Source organism: Myxococcus xanthus, from assembly GCF_013116825.1.
Lineage (GTDB): Bacteria > Myxococcota > Myxococcia > Myxococcales > Myxococcaceae > Myxococcus > Myxococcus xanthus_B.
Genome location: NZ_JABFNS010000034.1, coordinates 1 through 21114 on the forward strand (window position 1 = coordinate 1; position 21114 = coordinate 21114).

Below are 21114 nucleotides of genomic sequence, written 5' to 3' on the forward strand. Positions count from 1 at the left end.
CCGCCGAGCAGCCCCGGCTGCGCGTGGAGCTGCCCCCCTCCGAAGCGGAGGCCGCCCGGCTCCGCGAGGCCGAGGCCGCCCACGACCGCGCCGAGGCCCTGGCCCGCCAGCGCACCGAGGCCGCCCAGGCCGCCCGCACCGCCACGGACGCCGCCGAGCGCGCCCGGCTGGAGGCGGAGGCCCGCGCCCTCAAGGAGCGCGAGGAGGAGGAGAAGCGCGCCGAGTACCGCGCCAAGAAGGCCGCGGACGACGAGGCCCGGGAGCGCCGCAAGCGCGAGCAGGTCGAGGCCCAGCGGCTGATGGAGGAGGAGCGCGCCCGCGAGGCCGCCGCCGCCGAGGAGGCCCGCCGCGCCGAGGAAGCCGCCGCGCGCGCCAAGGTGGAGGCCGAGGCCGGCCGCACCCTGGCCCAGGGCCTGGACAAGACCCGGAACCAGGGCTTCATGGCCCGGCTCAACGGCCTGTTCGGCCAGCAGCGCCAGGTGGACGAGTCCGTCCTGGCGGAGCTGGAGGAAATCCTCTTCACCGCCGACATCGGCGTGCGCACCGCCAACCACCTGGTGGAGGTGGCCCGCGAGAAGCTCAAGCGCAACGAGCTGAAGGACCCCGAGCGCATCAAGGGCCTCATCCGCGACGAGGTCGCCCGCATCTGTGACTTGCCCGTGCCGCGCTCCCTGGAAGGCGGCGGCCCGCCGCACGTCGTCATGGTGGTGGGCGTCAACGGCGCCGGGAAGACGACGACCATCGGCAAGCTGGCCGCGAAGCTCACCAGTGAGGGCAAGAAGGTGGTGCTGGCCGCGGGTGACACCTTCCGCGCCGCCGCCACCGAGCAGCTCGACGTGTGGGCCGAGCGCGCCCAGGCCCAGTTGGTGAAGGGCGCCGAGGGCGGAGACCCCAGCGCCGTCATCTTCGAGGCCGTCAAGAAGGCGAAGGAGGAAGGCGCGGACGTCCTCATCGCGGACACCGCCGGCCGGCTCCACACCAAGGCTCCGCTGATGGAGGAGCTGAAGAAGGTGAAGCGCGTCATGGACAAGGCCCTGCCCGGCGCGCCGCACGAGGTGCTGCTGGTGCTGGACTCCACCAACGGCCAGAACGCGATTCAGCAGGCCAAGCAGTTCCACGAGGCCGTGGGCGTCAGCGCCATCGCCCTGACGAAGCTGGACGGCACCGCGAAGGGCGGCGTCGTCATCGGCATCTGCGACGAGCTGAAGCTCCCCGTCGTCTGGGTGGGCGTGGGCGAGAAGGTGGCCGACCTGCGCCGCTTCGAGCCGCGCGAGTTCGTCCGCGCCCTCTTCGACTGAGGGCCGGCGTCACTCCCCCATCAGCCCGGGGATGAGCTGCTCCAGCAGCTCCTTCGACTGGGCGTCCATCTCCTGGAAGGCCTCGAGGCCCTCGAAGCCCCCCAGCAGCGACTCCAGACGGGGCTTGCCCAAATCCTCGTCGCCCTTCGCCTCCCGCCACCAGCGCGTGCGCAGCCGCTCCAGCGCGCTCGCGTTGGCGGGGCTCGCCTTCGCCAGCTCCTTCGTGAAGCAGTCCTTGCACGTCCACTTGAAGCGGTACGTGTCCACGTAGGCGCGCAGGGCCTTGAGGAAGGCGGCGTCTCCCACCAGCTTCCGCGAGGCGTGGTGCAGCAGGGGCGCCTTGCCGTAGACGAGCGCGCCGTACTCCAGCTCGTCCGCGAAGTGGCCCGTGGGCCGGTCCGCGCGGCCGTCCTTCCCACCCGTCATCCGGTACAGGTGGTACTGCCCCACCAGCGTCTCCTGGCGCACCGACTCCGCCACCTTCTTGCCGTGCTTCCATTCGAGGTAGAGGAGCGCGGCGTACTGGGCCAGCGACTCGTCCACCACCGGCTCCAGGATGGGGTCCGAGCCCACGAGCCCCGCGAAGTACTGGTGCGCCACCTCGTGCGCCACGGTGAACTCCAGCGTGCGCTCCATGGCGCCGTTCAACTGCCCCAGCACCCCGCTCCCGCTCTGCCCCAGCATGCCCAGCATCGACTCCAGGTCCTCCATGCCCGGCATGCCGCCGCCCAGCATCTCGGAGGCCCCCGCCGCGCCGCGGTACAGCTGCGTCGCGATGGTGACCAGCCCCGGGAACTCCATGCCGCCCGCGCCCCCCGACAGCGGCGCCTGCACCACGCGGAAGTGCGTGTACGGCAGCGGCCCCAGACGGCGCTCGAACTCCGCCAGCATCGACGTGGCGTACTTCAACACGCGCTCGCCCGCGGCCTGGTCCGCCGCGGCGTAGTGGCTCTCCACCGTGACGCCATTCACCGTGGCGGTGGAGCTGGCGTAGCCCCGCGACACGAAGAGGGGAAAGTCGCGCACCGCCGCGGCGGCGAAGGCGTAGCGCACCCGTCCATCCCGCTCCGGGACCTCGCCCATGGGCACGCCCGTGGCGTGCACCGCCCAGCCCGTGGGCACGGTGACGGTGGCCAACACGTGCGCCGGCTCATAGAGGCCCAGGTCGCCAATCCCCTGCGGCCCATCCCAGGGCTGGCCGTTCTCGCCCACCGGCGGAACCTGGGGCACCACGCCCACCAGGCTGATGAAGTCCGCCGTGGCGGAGAAAGCCCCGTGGTCGCCGCCCGAAGGACGCCCGCCCCCACCGCCCATCAAGCCACCGAGGAGGCCTCCCGCACCGCCGCCCGAGGGCGCGGCGGCGCGCGGCACCAGGCCCTCCACCGCGACGTCCAGCACCGCGGCGGCGCCCGGAGGCACGGGCTCGGACTCCAGGGACAGGCGGTACAGGGTGGGCTCCGGCCGCTCCAGCTTGACCGGCCGGCCCCCCAGCTTCGCGTCCGACAGCGTCACCCGGCGGCCCTGCGCGTTGGGCGTCAGCCGCAGGTACAACTCGGTGAGCGGATGCTTCCGGGCCAGCACCTCCACCTGCACCCGGCCCTTCACCCCACGGGTCTCCGGGTCCACCTCCAACTGCACGCGGTAGAGCGGCAGCTCCTCCAAGGGCCCCAGCGCCTTCGCGGCCCGCGCACGCTCAGCGGGCTTCAAGTGCTGGAGGCACAGCTGCACCTCGGGAGATGCCAGGGGTTCCGCGGGCGCACTGCCCCACGCTGGCGTCCCGGAGAGCACACACCACAGCAGGCACCCATGGAGGAAGGTCCGCATCCGGCCATGCTAATTGACCCGGGACACCCCTGCTCATCTACCCTGGACCTCCCATGCATTCTCGAACGCTCGTCATGGCCGCCACCCTGGGGCTGATGGCCTGTGCGCGGCAGGTGCCCGCCTCGGCCACGCCCACCTCCACATCGACCGAGCCCCGTGCCGTTCGGCTCCTGCTGGACACGCCCGCCCGAGAGACACACACGCTGACCAAGCTGCGCGAAGACATCGAGGTGGACGCCACCGAAGGCGAGCGCACGCCGCGCGTCGTCGCCACCGGCCAGACGCCCACGCTGAGCCTCGACGGACATCGGGCCCGCCTCTACGGCGACGCGAAGGGCACGCTCGGCATCGCCGTGGACAACTTCCTGCTGCTGGAGGTGCTGGACGCCAGTGGACAGGTGACCCGGCGCGCCACCGTGGGCTTCACCGAGGCGGTCCACATGGGCCGGGAGCAGGTGGACAGCGTGGGCCGCCGCGCCTTCAACTTCGAGGCGGGCGAAGTGGACATCACCCACCTGCTGCCCGACTCCGGCCCCTTCCAGGTCCGCGCGACCGCGCTGGACACCTGGGGCGTGGGACGGGTGAGCGACGTGTACCTGCTGCTCGCCCCGGGCAGGCGCGCCGACAACGACGACCTGCGCGACCAGTAGCACCGTCGCGCCGTCCCGCCCTCGTCGAGGGCGGGACGATTCACGACCGCATCAGAAGCGGATCGCGCCGGCCGGAGCAGGCGCCTGAAGCCCCGCGCCTCCACCGCGCACCGAGCGGATGCCACCGAGCACGGCGTCACACCCGGCGGGACCGCACACCGCATCGGGACTCAGCGGGCTGGCGCCACCACCCTGCGTCGCCATCACCGCGCCCACCGTGCCGGCGGCGACCACCGCGCCAATGCCGGCCCACACGTACCAGCGGCCGTACCACGGCTTGGAGCCCTCCACCTCGGGCGTCTCCGGGTCTCCCGCGAACGACAGGCCCGGGGCCGTCTCGTCGTCGGGGTCCAGCTTCGAGGACGGCTCCAACACCGGGTTCTTCGGCACGTCGGCGGTGGCCACGGACGTGTCCAGCAGCGGCCGCAGGTTGCCCGTCACCTCGTACGTCCGGCCCGCGAAAACGGTGATGTTGTGCACGTCCGGCTTGAAGCCCGGGGCCCGGAACTCAATCTCACGCGAACCCGGGCGCAGCAGCACGTTGGCCTGCGGCACGGCGCCCACCTGCTGCCCGTCCACCATCACCACCGCGTCCGCGACGTCCGCCGTCAGCGTGGCGAAGCCCATGGTGGCGTCCATGGACACCAGCACCTCCGCCTGCGTGCCCGGCTTCACGTCGATGCGCCGCGTGAAGTCGGCGTAGCCCTGCCGGCGCACCACCAGGTGGTGCTCGCCCGGGCGGACCTCCACCGGCACGGCGGCCGAGGAGAGGACGCCGAACTCCTTCCCATCCACGAACAGCTTCGCGCCGCGCACGTTGCCCGTCATCCGGACGAGCACCTCCGTCTTCACGGGCGTCAGCGGTGCCAGCAGCAGGTCATCCTCGGCCGCGGGCTTCTTGCTTCCCTTCGCGGGCGCCTTCGCGCGCGCGGGCTTCTTGGCGGTCGCCTTCGCGGGCTTCTTCTTCACCACCTTGGGCTTGCCCGCCTTGGGCTTCGACGGCGAGGTGAGCGGCGCCAGGAAGTCATCCTGCGCGAGCACGGCCGAAGGAGCGGCCAGGACAGTCACCAGGGCGAAGACGACGATGCGGTGGAGGCTCATGACGAACCGAAGGTTAGAGAGTCATCCCAAGGGAATCAAACAGAGTCCCAGGGCATTGCGGATTGGGAGAATATCCGCGCCCCATGCACCGCGTCCTGCCCACACTGGCCCTCCACCTCAGCGTCCTCTCCCTCACCGCGTGTTCCGCGAAGGCGCCGCCCCGGACGGAGCCCGTGCCGCCGCCTCCACCCGCGGTGAAGATTCCCGCCGGCTGCGAGCAAAACCAGGGCGGCGAGTACCACCACGCGGGGAATCCGGCCTTCCGCTACTACGGCGACGATGACGGCAGCACACTCTCACTCGCCGTCGTCCGCGCACATGACTCGGCAGCGGTGGACGCCCCGGACGCGGGCTCGCCGTCCATCGTCCTGCGGCGCACCCCCGCGGGCTTCGTGGGCGAAACGCGTGCCACCGGCTTCTCCGGCGCGGGGACGCCCTGCCCCGTCACCTTTCCGACAGAGGTGGTGCGGTGTACGGACGCGGGCCTGACGCTGCGCTCGGCGGCCAGCACCTCCATCGACGAGGACTGCCGCCCCGCTCCGTCGGGCGCCCCCAGCGTGCGGCTGGAGCAGGTGCTGCTGCGGGGCCCGCCGGACGCGGGCACCTAGAAACGCGAAAGGGGTGAGGCGGCGCGGTGCCAGCCTCACCCCCGGCCTTCCCGAAGGAAGGAGGCCGCTCAGGCCGCGCGGCGGGGCTGCTCGTCGGCGGCGTCCACCGCGGGGGTGGACTCCACCAGCTTCATCCGGCCGGACAGTCCCTGCAGGAGGCTGGAGCTGCCCACGTACAGGAAGCCCGCCAGGAACAGGACGATGAAGGGCACCGACGTGTAGATGCGCGCGTCGATGGCGAACCACAGCGCGCCGGTGAAGTACGCGGCGAACAGCAGCTCCACCAGCGGCAGCAGCGACTTGCTGCCCCGGTACGCCTTCTTGACGGTGACGGCCTTCTTGCCCTCTGCGCCCGTCTTCGGCGTGCGCGCGAAGCCCGACTGCTGGTTGAGCAGCGCCTCGGCCACCGCCTTGGCGTTGCTGATGGCCATGCCGATACCCAGGCTCATGAGGAAGGGCAGGTACTTCACCCGCTCCCACCCCTTCGCGCCGCGCTCACGCTGCGCGGCCACGTAGAAGAAGCAGACGCTGGCGGTGGCCGTGAGGAAGAAGGGCAGGTCCAGGAACAGCGTGCCGTAGAGGCCGTGCTGGAAGCGCACCACCATGCTGATGGGCATCAGCACCGACAGCAGCACCATCAACAGGTACGCCATGTTGTTGGTGAGGTGGAAGAACGCCTCGCGCTTCACCACCAGCGGCAGGTCGCTCTTGAGAATGGTGGGCAGCAGCTTCTTCGCCGTCTGGATGGAGCCCTTGGCCCAGCGGTGCTGCTGGCTCTTGAAGGCGTTCATGTCCACCGGCACCTCGGCCGGGGAGATGACCTCGGGCAGGAACACGAACTGCCAGCCCTTCAGCTGGGCGCGGTAGCTCAGGTCCAGGTCCTCGGTGAGCGTGTCGTGCTGCCAGCCGCCCGCGTCGGAAATCGTGTCACGGCGCCAGATGCCGGCGGTGCCGTTGAAGTTGAAGAAGCAGCCCGCGCGGTTGCGCGCGGTGTGCTCGATGATGAAGTGCCCGTCCAGGAAGATGCTCTGGGCCTGCGTCAGCAGCGAGAACTCACGGTTCAGGTGGCCCCAGCGCACCTGCACCATGCCCACCTTGTCGTCCGAGAAGAACGGCACGGTGCGCATCAGGAAGTCAGGGCTGGGCACGAAGTCCGCGTCGAACACGGCCACGAACTGGCCCTTCGCCAGCTTCAGGCCGTTCTCCAGCGCCCCCGCCTTGAAGCCCTGGCGGTTGACGCGGTGGATGTAGACGATGTCATGCCCCTTCTGGCGCTGACGCTCCACGCACGCCCGGGCGATGCCACACGTCTCATCCGTCGAGTCGTCGAGGACCTGGATTTCGAGCAGGTCGCGCGGATAGTCGATGCGGCACACCGAATCCACCAGGCGCTCCACCACGTACATCTCATTGAAGATGGGGAGCTGGATGGTGACCTTGGGCAGCGACTCCAGCCTGCCCTTTGGCGTCGGCAGCTTGAACTTGTGCCGGTAGTACAGGAACGCCATCCGGTACCTGTGCGAGCCGTAGACTCCCAACACGCACAAGAGACTGAAATAGACGCCCAGGAAGATGATCTCGACGGTGGTCATCGGTGACGCTCAACCCCTGCCACAGCCCAGAGGGCCTGCGGTCCTTCCGTGCGGGGCGGCCCGGCTGATTCCGTCTCGCGCGGACCGGCGCGAGATGGGTCGTCCAAGCCCCCACATCGTATGTACCCGAAAAGACAAGGTTTTGACCTTCGGGGAGTGATCGGCGCGGGACAATAGGAATGCGTTCAAGGCCGTGTCAAACTATTCCCCGGATTTGAACGTTCCGTTCACGGGGCGCTGACACCCTGCGTCACTCCCAACACACCCAGCTTGTGTCCCTGGCGCCGGGGTTGAAACAACGCCAGGGGTTGACCGACCTGCGGGGTCAGCTCACCGCGCGGCGAGGTGCGCCCAGGCCCGGCGGCGTCTCCACGGCGGGGGCCTCCAGGACACCGGCTTCGTCCCGGGTGGCCAGCGCCAGGATGCGCTCCGTCAGCGCGGCGAAGTCCAGCCCGGCCCTGGCGGCGATTTTCGGCAGCAGGCTGGTGGGGGTGAAGCCCGGCAGCGTGTTCACCTCCAGCACCACGTCGTTCTCCGTGTCCGAGCACAGCAGGTCCACCCGCGCCTGCCCACGGCACCCCAGCGCGCGGTAGGCCGCCAGCGCCAGGGCCTCCACGTTGGCCACGCGCGTGGGAGACAGCCGGGGTGGGCAGAAGTACGCGGCCCCGCCCTTGTACTTGGCGTCGAAGTCGAAGCCCTCGCGCGGCGTGGCCACCTCGCAACTGCCCAGCACCTGGCCTCCGACGATGCCCACCGTGACTTCCCGGCCCGCCACGTAGCGCTCCACCAGGGCCTCGCCGCCGAACCGGCTGGCCTGCGCCACCGCGAACGCCAGCGCCTCCGGCTCACGCACCACGGCCAGCCCCACCGACGAGCCGCCGCACGCGGGCTTCACCACGCACGGGAAGCCCAGGTCGCCGTGCAGGGCCAGGGCGCGCCACGCGTCCTCGCGCGCCACCGTGTAGCCATGGGGCGTGGTCAGGTTGTGCAGGCGGAAGAGCCGCTTGGCGAAGGGCTTGTTCATGGCCAGCGCCGACGCCAGCACGCCCGAGCCCGTGTACGGCAGCTCCAGCAACTCCAGCAGGCCCTGCACCCGGCCGTCCTCACCCATGCGCCCGTGGAGCGCGACGAAGGCCACGTCCAGCTCGGCCGCGCGCAGGGCCCGGTCCAGGCCCGGCCCCGCGAAGATGCGGGTCACCTGATGCCCCCGGGACTCGAGCGCCGCCACCACGGCCTCTCCCGTCTTGAGCGAAATCTCCCGCTCCTCGCCCCACCCGCCCATCAGCACTCCCACGCGCTTGCCCATGTCGATGTTGCCTCCTGGGCGGAGCACAGAGCATGGATGATGCCAGCAACGCGGCGGTGGGCGGCGCGGAGCGGTCTCCCTCGGAAGCCGCCTCGGGTGAGGGGCTTCGACCACGCCGTGCGCGAAGAGCAGGCGTGTCCTCCGGGCCGCGGCGTGGCCGGGGCGCCACGGAGCGGGCGACCCGCGTCAGGCGCCGCTCCGTCTCCACGCCGCGAGCCGCGGACCTCGGGTGAGGCAGGTCAGCTGGTCGGAAACTCCGGCTCCAGGACAGGGCCCGGTCCGGTAGAGCCCGCGTCGTCCGGGAGCCCGGCGTCCGGCGCTTCCGAGCCCGCGTCCAGGTCAGGGGTTCCCGAATCCGTGTTCAAGCCACCGTCGGTGTTCAGACCACCATCGGTGCCCGCATCGGACGGCGCGCCGTCGTCGGGGACACACGCGTTGTCGACGCAGGTGTAGCCCTCCAGGCACTGGTTGAGCTCATCGCAGGGCAGCCCTTCCTCGTCGAAGTCGACGAGGAGGCTGCACGCGGACAGCCCGGTGCTCAGGGCCATGAAAGCAACGAGGTTTCGCAAGGGACGGCGCATGGCTAGTAGTTCCGGAGATCGTCATCGTCGAGTGCGGGCCGCTTCTTCTTCTCTTCCTGTCGCCGCCGCTCCTCCTGCCGCCGCTCTTCCTGCTCGCGCTGCGCCGCGGCCTCCTCCTGCTTGCGCCGCTCCTCCAGTTCCTTGCGCTGGCGCTCCACCTCTTCACGGCGCTTGCGGAGCTCTTCCTCGCGCTGGCGCGCCTCGTCCTCCTGCGCGCGCTTGTTGGACGTGCTGGGCTCTTTCTGCTTCGAGGCAGGCGCCGTCTGCGCGGGAGGCGGCATGGGCAACGGCTCCTTCTCCGCGGCGGGGGCCTCCTTCGGCGCGGGAGGCGTGTCCTGCGGCGCGGCCGCGGGGACGGGCGACGGCGCGGGCCGGCTCGCGCGGGAGGTCGACTTCGAACCGCCGCCGTTGGCGAAGGCCAGGTAGCCGCCCGCGCCCGCCGAGGCGAGGCCCAGGAGGATGCCGACGTCGGCCACCAGCGCGTACGACTTGCCCGTGCTCTTGAGGTCCTGGGCGCGGCTGCTGTTCTGCGCCGCGCGCTTGAAGTCATCCGACTTCGCGGAGGCCTCCATGCCGAAGTAGACGCCGCCGGCCAGCAGCGCCACGCCGGTGGCCATCAGCACGTAGCCCACGGTGCGGCGCGTGTTGCTGACGCCACCCGCGAAGTGCGTCACCGGCTTCCCGCCCTGGCGCGGCGCATCCGCCGACACCAGCTGCGCCAGCAGCGCCTGCGAGCCATCCACCAGCCCATCCCCGCGCGGCACCGTCCCCAGCGCGTAGGCCTGGTTGTGGCCATCCGACACGTCCAGCCGCAGGCCCGTCACCTCCAGCGGCGCGGTCCCGGCGCCACCGCGCACCAGGAGCGCCAGCACCTGGGACACGCCCGCGAGCGTCCCCAGCTCACGCAGGGCCGCGTCGCGCTCCGGGCTCTCCGGCTTGCGCGCCGCCTGCTCGGTGAACGTCTGCAGGCCCTTCTGCGCCGCCACGGGGGCCAGCGACAAGCTGACCTCGCCCTCGCGCTCCCGGCGCTGCGTCAGCGCGTAGCCCGGCGCCACCACCGTCACGTAGTGGTCCGCGGCCGTGAGGTCGGCGACGTCCACCGGCGAGATGCCCCGGAACTGGCCGTCCACGAACACCTGGGCCGGTACCGGCTCGGTGCTCACGCGCAGGCTGGACTTGGGGCCGGTGAGCACCGCCTTGCGCTCCTTCTCCACGAAGGTCATCTCCTCCGGTGGGAAGAAGTTGGGCGAGAAGCGCGCCTCCGGGTTCAGCGCCAGCGCGGTGCGAATCTCCAGCTGCGCGGCGGTGTTCTCACCGTTGGCCACCTGCGACGCGGCCTTCATCACCCGCGCGCGGCTCAGCTCGGTGAAGCGCTGGGAGAGGTCGGCGCCCTCGTAGCCGCGCACCGCCTTGTCGAAGTGCTCGAGCGCCTTCTCCGTGTCGAGCTCATCGTAGGCGCGTTGGCCCGCCTTCATCGCCTCGGCGGCCTCGGCATCACGGACCTGGCGCTCGCGCTGCCCGTCCGCGTCCAGCGCGTCCGACAGGCGCACCAGCTTCAGCCGCCCCGAGCGCGTCACCGCCAGCTCCGCCTCGCGCGCCAGCCGGGCCGCGTCGCCACGGGCCGCCGCGTCCAGCGCAATGGCCACCACGGTGACCGATGCCGCATCGGCCGGAGCCTCCGCCGTCGCCGCGCTCAAGGCCCGGGGTACCAGCCGCGAGGACACCGGCGTCTGCGCCGCCGCGGGTCCCACGGCCAGCAGTCCCACCAGCCATCCACTCAACGCGGCGTGAACCGCTCGCACATTCGAAGGTCGCATCTCTCGTTCACCTTTTGCCCGTTGCGCATCAAACGGACTGCACGGCGAAATGCAAGTGAGAAGGAGTCCTCAACGACCCGCTGCCCGGGATGGAGTGCGCGCGGGAGCGGATGCCATTCCGTGGAGATAGTCCAGGGCGACCCTCAAGGGATAGTCCTCCAGCTTCGCGGTGACGTCCCAGGGCTTGAGATTCTCCTGCAGCCCTCGAGGCTCCAGCGCGGCGGGCTCGGTCGCCGCCGTCGGCTCGGCGCGGAAGTGGTGCCGCAGGTCCTTCTCCCGCACCACGTCGCGCGGCACCTTGCCTCCTGGCTCGTCGGGGACGAGGAAGTCCGGGGTGATGCCGCGCTCCTGGATGCTGCGGCCCTTGGGCGTGTAGTAGCGCGCGATGGTCAGCTTCAGCCCGGAGCCGTCCTCCAGTTCGATGACCGTCTGGACGCTGCCCTTGCCGAAGGTGGGCGCGCCCAGGATGGTCGCGCGGCCATGGTCCTGGAGCGCGCCCGCCACGATTTCGGACGCGGAGGCGCTGCCCGCGTTGACCAGCACCACGACGGGGTAGTCCTTCTCCGTGTCGCGGTCCTTGCTGCGCTCCACGGTGGCGCTTCGGCCATCCCGCCCCCGCGTGGAGACGATGGGCAGGTTGCCCGGCAGGAACCGGTCGCTCACCGCCACCGCCTGGTCCAGCAGCCCGCCCGGGTTGTTGCGCAGGTCCAGCACCAGCCCGCGCAGCTCCTTGCCGCCGTTGAGCGCGCGCAGCCGGTCCAGCTCCTTGCGGAGGTACAGGTCGGTGCGGTCCTGGAAGTTCTTCACCTTCACATGGCCAATGCCACCATGCAGCGCACCCTCCACGGACACGATGCGGATGTGGTCCCGGATGATGGCGATCTCACGTGGCGCGCTGAAGCCCTCGCGCATGATGGTCAGCAGCACGCGCCCGCCGGCCGGGCCGCGCATCTTCTGGAGCGCGCGCCCCACGTCCATGCCCTCGGTCCGCTCACCGTCGATGCCGACCAGCTCATCGCCGGCCTTGATGCCCGCGCGCGCCGCGGGCGTGTCGTCGATGGGCGCCACCACGACAATGCGCTCGCCCTTACGCGCGATTTCGATGCCCAGGCCGCCCCACTCGCCCGAGGTGTCGATTTTCATCTCCCGGTACACGTCCGGCGGGAGGAACACCGTGTGTGGATCCAACGTCTCCAACATGCCCTGGATGGCGCCGTACATGAGCCGCTGGCGGTCCGGCGACTCCACGTAGTTGTTCTCCACGTAGGAGAGCACCCGCGCGAACACCTCCAGTTGCCGGTACGTGGCGTCGTCGCGCTCGGCCTGCTCCGCGCGGCCCGCCGCCCCCGCGTCCTTCCTGAGCGGCTCCGCGGCCTGTGCCCACGAAGTACTCAGGAGGAAGAAGGCGGTCAGCGCCGCGCGCCATGGCTGGGAGGAACCCGTCACGTCGGTACGTCCTTTCCCGGGGCGGCCCCGGAAGGCTCGTACCAGTCTACCCGGCCCTCACAGCTCCGCCGAGTCGGCGAAACGCACCAGGTGCGACACCAACTCGTCCGGGCGCTCCAACTGCGGCACGTGCCCGAAGCCATCCACCACGCGCACCTGCGCATGAGCAGGCAGGTGGGCGCGGTACCAATTCAGCGTCTCCGACGGCAGCAGCCGCTCACTGCCGCCCCACAGGAACAGCAGCGGCATGGCCAGGTTGCGCACCTGCTCCGGCTCCAGGCAGGCGCGCGTGGCCAGCGCCTCCGCGGTCAGCGCCCGCACGGTGGGTGTGTCGTAGAAGTGCCGCAGCTCGTAGGCGAACAGCAGCGCGGGCAGGGGCGGACGGTGGAACAAGCGCCGCGTGAAGGCACGCGCCTCCGCCGGGGACTTCACGACGAACGAGTTGAGCAGCGCGGTGTTCTCCGCCTCCGGCAGTTGCGCGCCCGCGGGAGCCACCAGCGCCAGCGCGCGGACCCATTCGGGGTACTCCGCCGCCAGGTTCACCGCCATCGCGCCCCCCAGCGAGTTGCCCACCACGAAGGCCGGCGCCTTCACCACCTCTTCCACGTAGGCGCGCAGCACGTCGAACTGGTTGCGCACGCACACCTCGCCGCCGCAGTACTCCACGGAGAAGCCGTGTCCCGGCAGGTCCGGGGCGTACACGCGCGAGAAGCGCTTCGCCATCCCGAAGAGCGTGCGTCCGAAGCCGTTCGCCGAGCCGCCCAACCCGTGCACCAGCACCACCGGCGGCCCCTTGCCCTGCCCCGTCAATGCGTAGTGATGCACCGTCTGGCCACCGACCAGCACTGTCGTGGACTCGACACCTCGCGCCACCAGCATGTGCCGCAGCGCCTTTTGCATTCCGCCCATCAGGTCCATGCGCTCGCCTGCTCCTCGCAGAAGGGTCCCACGACAATAACAACGCGTCCGCGAACTTGCCGCAACGCGTCAGGGCCCGGGCGCCAGCCACTGGGCGGGGTCGACCGCCTGCCCGCCCTTGCGCACCTCGAAGTACAGGTAGGCGCCCTTGAGAGAGCCGGTGTCCCCCACCTCGCCCACGACCTCTCCGGGGAGCACCATGCCGCCCAGTTCGGGGGTGATGGAGGCCAGGTGGGCCATGAGGGTGTGGTAGCCGTCGCCGTGGTCCAGGATGAGCAGGTTGCCGTAGCCACGGAGGGCGCCGGCGTAGGCGACGGTGCCCTCGGCCACGGCCCGCACCGGCGTACCCGCGGCGGCGCGGATGTCCAGGCCCTTCTGGACGGTGACGGTGTTGAAGCGCGGGTTGACGACCTTGCCGAAGCCCACCTCGACGATGCCTGCCACGGGCCGGGGGAGCCTGCCTCGCAGCGCGCCGAAGCCGCTCGTCGCGGGCAGCTCCTTCAGGTCCTGCACCATGCGCGTCAGCTCCGCGTCGGCCTGCTCCAGCTCGCGCACCGCGCGCCGGGCCAGCTCCGCCTCGCCCGCGAGCGTGCCAACCACCTCCTCCAGCCCTTCCTGCTGCATGCGGGCCAGCCGCTCCTGCTCCTGGAGGAAGGCCATGCGCGCGGCGAGCGACGCATGGAGCCGCTCCAGCTCGCGCGTCGCCTGACGCTGCAGCCGCGCCACCCGCTGCACGGTGCGCAGCAGCTCCAGGTCGCCGGACATGCTGGCCTCCAGCGCCCGGGCACGCCACACCAGCGCGGCGAAGTCCTCGGCCGACAGCAGCACTTCCAGCGGGCGGCGGCGCATCAGGCGGTACAGCGTGCGCAGGCGCGGAGACAGCCGGCGCAGTTGCAGCCGCAGCGCCTCCGCCAGGACGGCCTGCTCGCGCTCCGCCAGCAGCACGCGCCGGCGGAACACCGCCAGGTCCCCCTCCAGCGAGCGCACGCGCCGGCGGGAGAAGGCGGCCATCTCCTGCATCAGCTCCACGCCCTCCAGCACGGAGAGCTTCTTCGCCTCCACCAGCGCCAGCGTCGCGCGCTGCGCGCTCAGCCGATCACGCACCGCGGCCCGTTCAGCCTCCTCGGCCGCCGTCGCCGGAGCCGCCGCCGCGGCCGTCGAGGCCCACAGCCCCAGTGCCAGGAGGAGCAGGCGCCGGCTCATACGCGGAGGAAGCGCCCCACGGCGACGAAGCTGCCGCCCAGTCCCAGGCCGCAGCCAGCGCACAGCAGCTCCAGCGCCAGCCGGGGCTCCACCCACGGCGCCGCGACGCCGGGCCCCAACAGGAAGGCGAAGAGCGTGCCCAACGTGGGCCCCAGCACCCGGCCGAAGGCCCAGAGCCCGAAGAGCGCCACCGCCGCGCCCAGCACGCCCTGGAGCAGCCCCTCCAGCAGGAAGGGCGCCTTGACGAAGCGGTCCGTGGCGCCCACCAGCTTCTGGATTTCAATCTCGCCGCGCCGCGAATAGATGGCCAACTGCAGCGTCGCCGCCACGATGACCACGGTGGCGCCCAGCACCACCGCGAAGGCCACCAGCGAGCCGAAGCGCAGCGCCCGGGCGATGGCGGACAGCCGCTGCACCGCCGCCTCGCCATAGTCCACGCCGGCCACGCCAGGCGCCGCTCGCAGCGCCTTCGCCAACGCCAGGAGCGCGTCAGGGTTGCGCCGCTCCGGCGGCACGCGCAGCTCCAGCGACACCGGCAGCGGGTTCTCCGGCAGCTCCGCCAACGCCTCGCCCAGGTCGCCCAGCTCCGTGCGCAGCCGTGAGAGCGCGGCGTCCGGCGACACCAGCGTCACCTCTCCTCCGCTGAGCGCCAGCACGCGGGCGCGCACGCCGTGGACCTCGTCCGCGTCCAGTTCCGGCGCCAGGTACACCGTCACCTCCACCTCGCCGCCGAGCGACGCCAGGAGGTTGTCCAGCACCCGCGCCGCGCCCCGGGCCATGCCCGCGGAGAACAAGGCGATGGCGATGGTCGTCACCGCGATGAAGTGAACGAAGGGCGAGTGCTTCAGCCCCACCGCCGCCGAGCGGCAGAAGTACGTCACCTTCGACAGCGCGCTCATACCACCATCCGGCGCGCCGCCTTGACGCCGTCCTCGTCGGACACAATCTGCCCGCGCTCCAGGCGCACGGTGCGCTTCTGGTAGCGCGACAGCAGCGTCGCGTCGTGCGTGGCCACCATCACCGTGGTCCCGCGCACGTTGACCTGTGTGAGCAGGTCCATGATTTCGACGGTGAGCGCCGGGTCCAGGTTGCCGGTGGGCTCGTCCGCCAGGAGGATGGTGGGGTCATTGACGAGCGCCCGCGCGATGACGACGCGCTGCTGCTCTCCACCCGACAGGCGCAGCGGGAACGAGCCCGCCTTGTGCTCCAGCCCCACCAGCTTGAGCATCCGCCGCACCTTCTCGCGCGCCTCCGCGCGGGGCACACCCAACACGTCCAGCGTGAAGGACACGTTGTCCTCCACCGTCCGGTGCGGCAGCAGCTTGAAGTCCTGGAACACCACCCCGATGTTGCGCCGCAGGTACGGCACCGCGGACTCACGGATGCGGGCGATGTTGCGGCCGCCCACGAGAATCTGCCCCTTGGTGGCCTTCTCCGCGCAGAAGATGAGCTTCAGCAGCGTCGTCTTCCCCGCGCCCGAAGGGCCCGTGAGGAACACGAACTCGCCCTTCTCCACGTTGAGGTTGATGTCCGACAACACCGGTGGGTCGCCGGGATACGCCTTGTATACGTGGAAGAACTGAATCATGGCGGCGAGCGGAAGGCCGCCAACCTACCACGCCCGGGCGGCATCCCCCACGCACGCCCCGCGAGAGGGACTCCCCCCGCTCGCCCAGGCTGCGCGAGTACCTGGAGCGATGTCCGGACGGGCCCGCCAGGCGCCCACATCCGGAAGCGCGCGTGGGCGACTACTGCTCGCCCTCGCCCGCCAGGTAGCTGAGGATGACCTCGTCGAGGCTCTTCTCCGAGATGAGGTCCTCGCCGAAGAGCGTCTCCACGCCAATCTCGTTGATCTTCGGCTTCTCCTTGAGGGCGCGCGCCGCGGCGACCTCCGGAGGAACCACCACGGGCGCGGGGACCGCCACGGGAGGAGGCGGCGGAGGCGGACGCTGCGCCATGGACTGGCCGGGCTGCAGCTTCACCTGCGCCGGGTCCGTGTCCGCCGCGAGCTGACCGGGCTGGTAGCTGCGCGCGGTGGACTCGTAGCTGTCGTACACCCCGTTGATGAGGTTGCGCAGCATCTCCTTGTGCTGCTCCTCCATCAACTCACGCACGACCTCCGCGAGGTTCTCCGCGTTGAGGATGTCCGCGTAGGACGTCTTCTTCGACGCGAGGATGTTCCCGCCCACGAACAGGTGGGTGATGATGTGGGGGTTGTTGACGCCCGAGTCCTCGGTCTGGACGTGGTAGACCTTCCCCTTGTGCTTGATGTTGTGATTGAAGCCGGTGACGGCTTTTTCGAAGGTTTTCGTCATCGCCGAAGTCGCGGACCGTAGCAGCCGCATCCGCACGACACAAGGTAAGCGTGACCTGCTCGCATCCTTCGTGCTGCCACACGCACACGAGTGACTCCCTGGCCCACCAACCGTGCAGGCCACGGCGATTGCCCGGCAGTTCCGTTGAAAAGCTGAAAGCGGCTGGGATACGTACAGGCTGACGGACGGGGTTCTCGACACCCCCACGAACGGCGAGGACGCCCGGATGAAGACCCAAGAGATTGAAAAGAAGGTGCGCCAGCAAGACGCCCAGGTGCTGGCCCAGGGGTACTCGCCCGCCATCCGCGCGATGGAGATTGCCGCCATCGTCTCCTTCGTCTCACTGGAGGTGGCGCTGGTGTACCGGCTGTGGGGCAACCCCTACGCGAGCACGTGGCTGCTGCTCAGCGCGGTGCTGCTGGGCTACCTCGCCGCGGACTTCGTCTCCGGCTTCGTCCACTGGATGGGCGACACGTGGGGCTCCACGGAGATGCCGCTGCTGGGCAAGGCGCTCATCCGCCCCTTCCGCGAGCACCACGTGGACGAGAAGGCCATCACCCGCCACGACTTCGTGGAGACCAACGGCAACAACTGCCTCATCTCCCTGCCAGTGGCCATCATCGCCCTGTGCCTGCCCATGAGCAGCCCGGGCTGGGTGTTCTGCGCGTCCTTTCTCGGCGCGATGATTTTCTGGGTGATGGCGACCAACCAGTTCCACAAGTGGTCGCACATGGACTCGCCGCCCGCGCTCGTCGGCTTCCTCCAGCGCGTGCACCTCATCCTCCCCCCCGACCACCACCGCATTCACCACACCAAGCCGTACAACAAGTACTACTGCATCACCGTGGGCTGGATGAACAAGCCGCTGACGATGGTCCACTTCTTCCCCACCGCCGAGCGACTCATCACCTGGGCCACGGGCCTGTTGCCGCGCCAGGACGACATCGGCGCGGAGGCGGCGCGCGCGCTGGTGGTCGCCGCGGGTGGCAGCGAGGCCCCGGTGGTCCAAGCGGCCAAGGAGCTGCTCACCCAGGCCGCCGTGCAGGAGAAGCCCGCCTCCACGCGCCCGTAGTCCTCCGCCGTACCAGAACGCCCGCCCGCCCGGCCTGCCGCGGCGGGCGTTCGTGCGTCCGCGGCGCGCCTCCCGTCAGAAGGTCAGGTCCACCTGCTCCGCCGCGGTGATGGGCCGGCCCAGGAAGCGGGCCCCCACCTCCATGAAGCGCTCCGGCACGTCGGTGACGAAGTACGCGTGCTCCGGCGTGCCGCGCGACGCCGGCGCCAGTCCGTCCCGCTCCGACAGCAGCGCGGCCACGGCGTCCGCGGTGGCCTCCGCCGAGTCCACCAGCGCCACCTGGGGCCCCACCACCTCCGAGATGACGCCCTTGAGCAGCGGGTAGTGCGTGCAGCCCAGCACCAGGGTGTCCACGCCGTCGCGGGTGAACTCGGCCAGGTAGTCGCGCGCCACCAGGAGGGGCACGTCGCCCGTGGTCCACCCCTCCTCCGCCAGCGGCACGAAGAGCGGACAGGCGCGGGCCTTCGCCCGCACCCGTGGGTCCGCGGACTCGAGGGCACGCTGGTAGGCACCCGAGCGGATGGTGCCGGGTGTGCCGATGATACCCACCCCGCCCCCCTGCGTACGCGCCAGCGCCGCCCGCGCGCCGGGGAGGATGACGCCCACCACCGGCACGGGCAGGGCCGCCTCCAACGCGGGCAGCGCCACGGCCGAGGCGGTGTTGCACGCCACCACCAGCAGCTTGATGCCGCGCTCCAGGAGGAACTCCGCGTTCTTCAACGAGTAGCGCGTCACCACCTCGCCGGACTTGGTGCCGTAGGGCACCCGCGCGGTGTCCCCCAGGTACACCGTGCTCTCGTGGGGGAGCCGGGACATGAGGGCCTTGAGGACGGTGAGCCCTCCGACGCCTGAATCGAAGACACCAATGGGACTGTGGCTGCCTTGCCGCATGGAGCGTGTCCCTATCACGTTTGATGCCAGCGCCCCGCTGAACGCACGAAGGGCCGGGATGCCTCATCCCGGCCCTCCGCTCACTGCCCAGCCCACCTGCCGCGCTCAGTCCTCGATGAGGTACACCGGCAGCGAGGCGTTCGGGCCCGGGAACTGGTGGGCGACCACGTCGATGACGGGCGAGTTGTCCGGCGAGAAGTACTCGCGGCCATCGCGAGCGCTGGCGTACATCTCCACCACGTAACGGCCGGGCCGCAGGAACTGGTACACCACCACCGAGGCTTCGTTCGGCCCGTCGACGCAGTCGTGCCAGTCACCGACGTCGCCGTACACCAGCTCTCCCGTGTAGAAGTTGCGGAAGTTGATGCCCACGCGCTGCAGGCCGGCCTCGTAGCAGGTCTGGCGGTACCCGTGACGCGAGCGCAGCTCCCACCGGACAGAGGCCCCGCCAATGGCCCACATCGACCCGGTGTGGGCGGTCGGCTGCCCCAACTGGGTGAGGATGTCGCCCCCGAAGTAGTACCAGGGCAGGCCATTCCTATCGACGGCGACGAGCTCCAACCCGTGGTAGCCCGGGTCCAGGTACGGCGTGCGAACCTGGTTGGCGGCGTGCCCTTCCCAGCACTCGAAGCGCGCCCAGTCACCGCCATCCACGCTCGCCTCGACGTGGGTGATCCCCGCCTGGTTGCAGTTGGGGCTGGGGCTGTAGCTGTTCGGCGGGAAGAGCCAGCTCAGGTAGGCGAAGGACGGCGGAGCGCCCGTCGGGGTCAGGTCCACGTTCACCGTCACGTTGCCGTCCACGGTGAAGCTCCCCTGGGTCTCGAACAGCAACTCATTGCCGTAGCCGACGCCTTCCAGGCGGAACGAGTAGGTCCCCGGCGCGAATCGGTGGAGGACGATGCCGTCGAAGCCGTTCGCCTGGCAGTTGTAGCGGCCGTCGTTGGCCAGCACCTCGCCGGGGATGATGACGTTGACGCCATGGACCGCGCGGACGTCGTCGCAGCGCTGGCCGCCGAAGCTCCAGCGGAAGGTCACATCCCCCTCGTAGCGGGGCACATCGCAGCACGGCTCTTCATGGACGACACAGCCAGGGAGGATCGCAAACAAGCAGAGGAATGCGACCAGCAACCGGGAGTTCATGGGGCACCTGTCGGTGGGGCAGTGAGGTGTTCGGCCCGCTTCTGCTCCATCCGACGGGCGGCGGCGGGAATTATTCACTGCCCTGGGCAATCGAGCTCAAGCAACCAACCGTTTCCCCATTGTTTGACCCTGTCTTATCGGAGTGTTACGCGCTGCTCCCCATGACGCCCCACCTGCCCCTGGCGCTTGGCGCCATGAACTACGTGGAGATCATCCGCGACGCCTCCCTCATCGAGCTGGCAGTCCTGCTGCTCCTGATGGGCGTATCCGTGGCCTCCTGGGCCCTCATCGCCATGAAGGCGTCCCAGCTCGCCAAGGCTCGCGCACAATCTCTCACCTTCCTCGACACCTTCTGGAAGGCCTCTCGCCTGGAGGCCATCTACCAGACGGCCCAGAAGCTCGACGGCTCGCCGCTGTCGAAGGTCTTCTGCGCCGGCTACGAAGAGCTGACCAAGCTGGCGCAAGCCAAGGAGGGCGGCACCGAAGGCGCGCTGGCCGAGCGGCTGGGCGGCATCGAGAACGTGGAGCGCGCGCTCCACCGTGCCTCCACGGCGCAAATCACCGAGTTGGAGAACCGGGTGTCCTTCCTGGGCACCGTGGGCGCGGCGTCGCCCTTCGTGGGCCTGTTCGGCACGGTCATCGGCATCCTGAGCGCGTTCAACCAGATTGCCGAGCAGGGCAACGCGACGCTGGCCACGGTGGCCGCGCCGGTGGGCAACGCGCTCTTCGCCACCGCCGCCGGCCTGTTCGCGGCGATTCCGGCGGTGGTCGCCTACAACTCGTTCGTCAGCCGCATCAAGGTGTTCGACACGGAGATGTCGAACTTCTCTGCGGACTTCCTCAACATCATCAAGCGTCACTTCTTCCGGTAGCCGGGAGCCACCATGGGAATGGGCGGAGGCAACCGCGGCGGTGGCCGCACCACCATGAGCGAAATCAACGTCACGCCCATGGTGGACGTGATGTTGGTGCTGCTCATCATCTTCATGGTGACGGCGCCCCTCATCCAGCAGGGCGTGAAGGTGAACCTGCCGGAGACCAAGGCCGCGCCGGTGGAGGCCACGGAGAAGAAGCTGGTCCTCTCCATCGACGCGGGGCGCAAGGTCTACATCGGTGACGCGGAAGTGGCGCTGGAGGAGTTGGAGCAGAAGCTCGCCGCCAACGCCAAGGCGCAGGCCGACAAGGAAGTCTATCTCCACGCGGACCGGGACGTGCCGTACGGTGTGGTGGTGGAGGTCATGGCCGCGGCCCAGCGCGCGGGCATTGGCAACGTCGGCATGATCACGGACCCGTCAACCGGGGGACGGACGTCCAACACTGGCAAAGGCAAGTCGAAGGAAGCGAAGCGCTAG

The 21114-nt window shown here is 70.3% G+C and carries 20 protein-coding genes; 6 read left to right on the plus strand and 14 right to left on the minus strand.

Translation table 11 applies throughout. The features are described from left to right. Positions 1-1298: signal recognition particle-docking protein FtsY (gene ftsY / locus HNV26_RS12315; RefSeq protein WP_171452799.1), on the plus strand; the 1298-nt coding region annotated here is incomplete at its 5' end. 9 nt (positions 1299-1307) lie between these two features. Here the strand turns inward: ftsY and HNV26_RS12320 are convergent. After that, positions 1308-3122, minus strand: a complete 1815-nt coding sequence (locus tag HNV26_RS12320) for a M1 family aminopeptidase (RefSeq protein ID WP_171440974.1) — start codon at positions 3120-3122, stop codon at positions 1308-1310. Between the two features lie 53 nt (positions 3123-3175). Here HNV26_RS12320 and HNV26_RS12325 point away from each other — a divergent pair, with 53 nt between their 5' ends. Then, a complete protein-coding gene (locus tag HNV26_RS12325; RefSeq protein WP_171440975.1) occupies positions 3176-3772 on the plus strand; it encodes a hypothetical protein in 597 nt (198 codons plus the stop codon). A gap of 51 nt (positions 3773-3823) precedes the next feature. Here the strand turns inward: HNV26_RS12325 and HNV26_RS12330 are convergent, their stop codons facing one another. After that, positions 3824-4873: a PEGA domain-containing protein gene (locus HNV26_RS12330; RefSeq protein ID WP_171440976.1), complete on the minus strand. Its 1050-nt coding sequence runs from the start codon at positions 4871-4873 to the stop codon at positions 3824-3826. A gap of 83 nt (positions 4874-4956) precedes the next feature. On the opposite strand from HNV26_RS12330, the gene HNV26_RS12335 reads away from it, so the two are divergent. Next, the gene (locus HNV26_RS12335; RefSeq protein ID WP_171440977.1) at positions 4957-5481 is read left to right on the plus strand and encodes a hypothetical protein; all 525 of its coding nucleotides are present in this window, start codon (positions 4957-4959) and stop codon (positions 5479-5481) included. Positions 5482-5549: 68 nt separating this feature from the next. Here HNV26_RS12335 and HNV26_RS12340 read toward each other — a convergent pair whose 3' ends face one another. The 10 genes from HNV26_RS12340 to HNV26_RS12385 all read right to left on the minus strand — a co-directional run bounded on the left by HNV26_RS12340 (position 5550) and on the right by HNV26_RS12385 (position 16659). Next, positions 5550-7073 carry a cellulose synthase family protein gene (locus HNV26_RS12340; RefSeq protein WP_171440978.1) on the minus strand — a complete coding sequence of 508 codons (1524 nt, stop codon included), beginning with the start codon at positions 7071-7073 and terminating at the stop codon, positions 5550-5552. A 325-nt stretch (positions 7074-7398) separates the two neighbouring features. Then, positions 7399-8379, minus strand: coding sequence for a D-alanine--D-alanine ligase (locus HNV26_RS12345; RefSeq protein WP_171441023.1), 981 nt, complete (start codon positions 8377-8379; stop codon positions 7399-7401). Positions 8380-8618: 239 nt separating this feature from the next. Further along, complete coding sequence (locus tag HNV26_RS12350; protein WP_253816505.1) at positions 8619-8927, minus strand: hypothetical protein; 309 nt, start codon at positions 8925-8927, stop codon at positions 8619-8621. A 35-nt stretch (positions 8928-8962) separates the two neighbouring features. After that, positions 8963-10777, minus strand: coding sequence for a PEGA domain-containing protein (locus HNV26_RS12355; RefSeq protein WP_171440980.1), 1815 nt, complete (start codon positions 10775-10777; stop codon positions 8963-8965). 69 nt (positions 10778-10846) lie between these two features. Beyond that, on the minus strand, positions 10847-12223 hold the full coding sequence (locus HNV26_RS12360; protein ID WP_171440981.1) for a S41 family peptidase: 1377 nt from the start codon (positions 12221-12223) through the stop codon (positions 10847-10849). A 57-nt stretch (positions 12224-12280) separates the two neighbouring features. Next, positions 12281-13141, minus strand: a complete 861-nt coding sequence (locus HNV26_RS12365; protein WP_171440982.1) for an alpha/beta fold hydrolase — start codon at positions 13139-13141, stop codon at positions 12281-12283. Positions 13142-13210: 69 nt separating this feature from the next. Then, entirely contained in the window at positions 13211-14344 is a 1134-nt protein-coding gene (locus HNV26_RS12370) for a murein hydrolase activator EnvC family protein (protein ID WP_216612155.1), read from the minus strand. Beyond that, on the minus strand, positions 14341-15243 hold the full coding sequence (locus tag HNV26_RS12375; RefSeq protein ID WP_171440984.1) for a cell division protein FtsX: 903 nt from the start codon (positions 15241-15243) through the stop codon (positions 14341-14343). The genes HNV26_RS12370 and HNV26_RS12375 overlap by 4 nt, the downstream gene beginning before the upstream one ends. Then, a complete protein-coding gene (gene ftsE, locus HNV26_RS12380) occupies positions 15240-15932 on the minus strand; it encodes a cell division ATP-binding protein FtsE (protein ID WP_011555699.1) in 693 nt (230 codons plus the stop codon). Before ftsE ends, HNV26_RS12375 begins: the two co-directional genes overlap by 4 nt. 160 nt (positions 15933-16092) lie before the next feature. Continuing rightward, positions 16093-16659 (minus strand): RomY N-terminal domain-containing regulatory protein, encoded by a 567-nt coding sequence (locus HNV26_RS12385; RefSeq protein ID WP_090490308.1) that lies wholly within the window; start codon positions 16657-16659, stop codon positions 16093-16095. A gap of 226 nt (positions 16660-16885) precedes the next feature. Here HNV26_RS12385 and carF point away from each other — a divergent pair, with 226 nt between their 5' ends. Next, entirely contained in the window at positions 16886-17731 is an 846-nt protein-coding gene (gene carF, locus HNV26_RS12390; protein ID WP_171440985.1) for a plasmanylethanolamine desaturase, read from the plus strand. A gap of 75 nt (positions 17732-17806) precedes the next feature. Here carF and murI read toward each other — a convergent pair whose 3' ends face one another. Both murI and HNV26_RS12400 read right to left on the minus strand, forming a co-directional pair. Continuing rightward, positions 17807-18622: a glutamate racemase gene (murI, locus tag HNV26_RS12395; RefSeq protein ID WP_171440986.1), complete on the minus strand. Its 816-nt coding sequence runs from the start codon at positions 18620-18622 to the stop codon at positions 17807-17809. A 105-nt stretch (positions 18623-18727) separates the two neighbouring features. After that, on the minus strand, positions 18728-19729 hold the full coding sequence (locus tag HNV26_RS12400) for a hypothetical protein (RefSeq protein WP_253816506.1): 1002 nt from the start codon (positions 19727-19729) through the stop codon (positions 18728-18730). A gap of 194 nt (positions 19730-19923) precedes the next feature. Between HNV26_RS12400 and HNV26_RS12405 the strand changes: the two genes are divergently transcribed. Next, entirely contained in the window at positions 19924-20634 is a 711-nt protein-coding gene (locus HNV26_RS12405) for a MotA/TolQ/ExbB proton channel family protein (RefSeq protein WP_011555704.1), read from the plus strand. A gap of 12 nt (positions 20635-20646) precedes the next feature. Beyond that, a complete protein-coding gene (gene tolR, locus HNV26_RS12410) occupies positions 20647-21114 on the plus strand; it encodes a protein TolR (RefSeq protein ID WP_140794764.1) in 468 nt (155 codons plus the stop codon).

Bases quoted from the DNA above. Each gene is read 5' to 3' on its own strand.
- HNV26_RS12365 (WP_171440982.1), bottom strand. From the start codon at position 13,141: ATGGACCTGATGGGCGGAATGCAAAAGGCGCTGCGGCACATGCTGGTG.
- murI (WP_171440986.1), bottom strand. From the start codon at position 18,622: ATGCGGCAAGGCAGCCACAGTCCCATTGGTGTCTTCGATTCAGGCGTC.
- HNV26_RS12370 (WP_216612155.1), bottom strand. From the start codon at position 14,344: ATGAGCCGGCGCCTGCTCCTCCTGGCACTGGGGCTGTGGGCCTCGACG.
- HNV26_RS12355 (WP_171440980.1), bottom strand. From the start codon at position 10,777: ATGCGACCTTCGAATGTGCGAGCGGTTCACGCCGCGTTGAGTGGATGG.
- HNV26_RS12330 (WP_171440976.1), bottom strand. From the start codon at position 4,873: ATGAGCCTCCACCGCATCGTCGTCTTCGCCCTGGTGACTGTCCTGGCC.
- HNV26_RS12375 (WP_171440984.1), bottom strand. From the start codon at position 15,243: ATGAGCGCGCTGTCGAAGGTGACGTACTTCTGCCGCTCGGCGGCGGTG.
- HNV26_RS12335 (WP_171440977.1), top strand. From the start codon at position 4,957: ATGCACCGCGTCCTGCCCACACTGGCCCTCCACCTCAGCGTCCTCTCC.
- HNV26_RS12320 (WP_171440974.1), bottom strand. From the start codon at position 3,122: ATGCGGACCTTCCTCCATGGGTGCCTGCTGTGGTGTGTGCTCTCCGGG.
- HNV26_RS12325 (WP_171440975.1), top strand. From the start codon at position 3,176: ATGCATTCTCGAACGCTCGTCATGGCCGCCACCCTGGGGCTGATGGCC.
- ftsE (WP_011555699.1), bottom strand. From the start codon at position 15,932: ATGATTCAGTTCTTCCACGTATACAAGGCGTATCCCGGCGACCCACCG.
- HNV26_RS12340 (WP_171440978.1), bottom strand. From the start codon at position 7,073: ATGACCACCGTCGAGATCATCTTCCTGGGCGTCTATTTCAGTCTCTTG.
- carF (WP_171440985.1), top strand. From the start codon at position 16,886: ATGAAGACCCAAGAGATTGAAAAGAAGGTGCGCCAGCAAGACGCCCAG.
- HNV26_RS12405 (WP_011555704.1), top strand. From the start codon at position 19,924: ATGACGCCCCACCTGCCCCTGGCGCTTGGCGCCATGAACTACGTGGAG.
- HNV26_RS12385 (WP_090490308.1), bottom strand. From the start codon at position 16,659: ATGACGAAAACCTTCGAAAAAGCCGTCACCGGCTTCAATCACAACATC.
- HNV26_RS12345 (WP_171441023.1), bottom strand. From the start codon at position 8,379: ATGGGCAAGCGCGTGGGAGTGCTGATGGGCGGGTGGGGCGAGGAGCGG.
- tolR (WP_140794764.1), top strand. From the start codon at position 20,647: ATGGGAATGGGCGGAGGCAACCGCGGCGGTGGCCGCACCACCATGAGC.
- HNV26_RS12350 (WP_253816505.1), bottom strand. From the start codon at position 8,927: ATGGCCCTGAGCACCGGGCTGTCCGCGTGCAGCCTCCTCGTCGACTTC.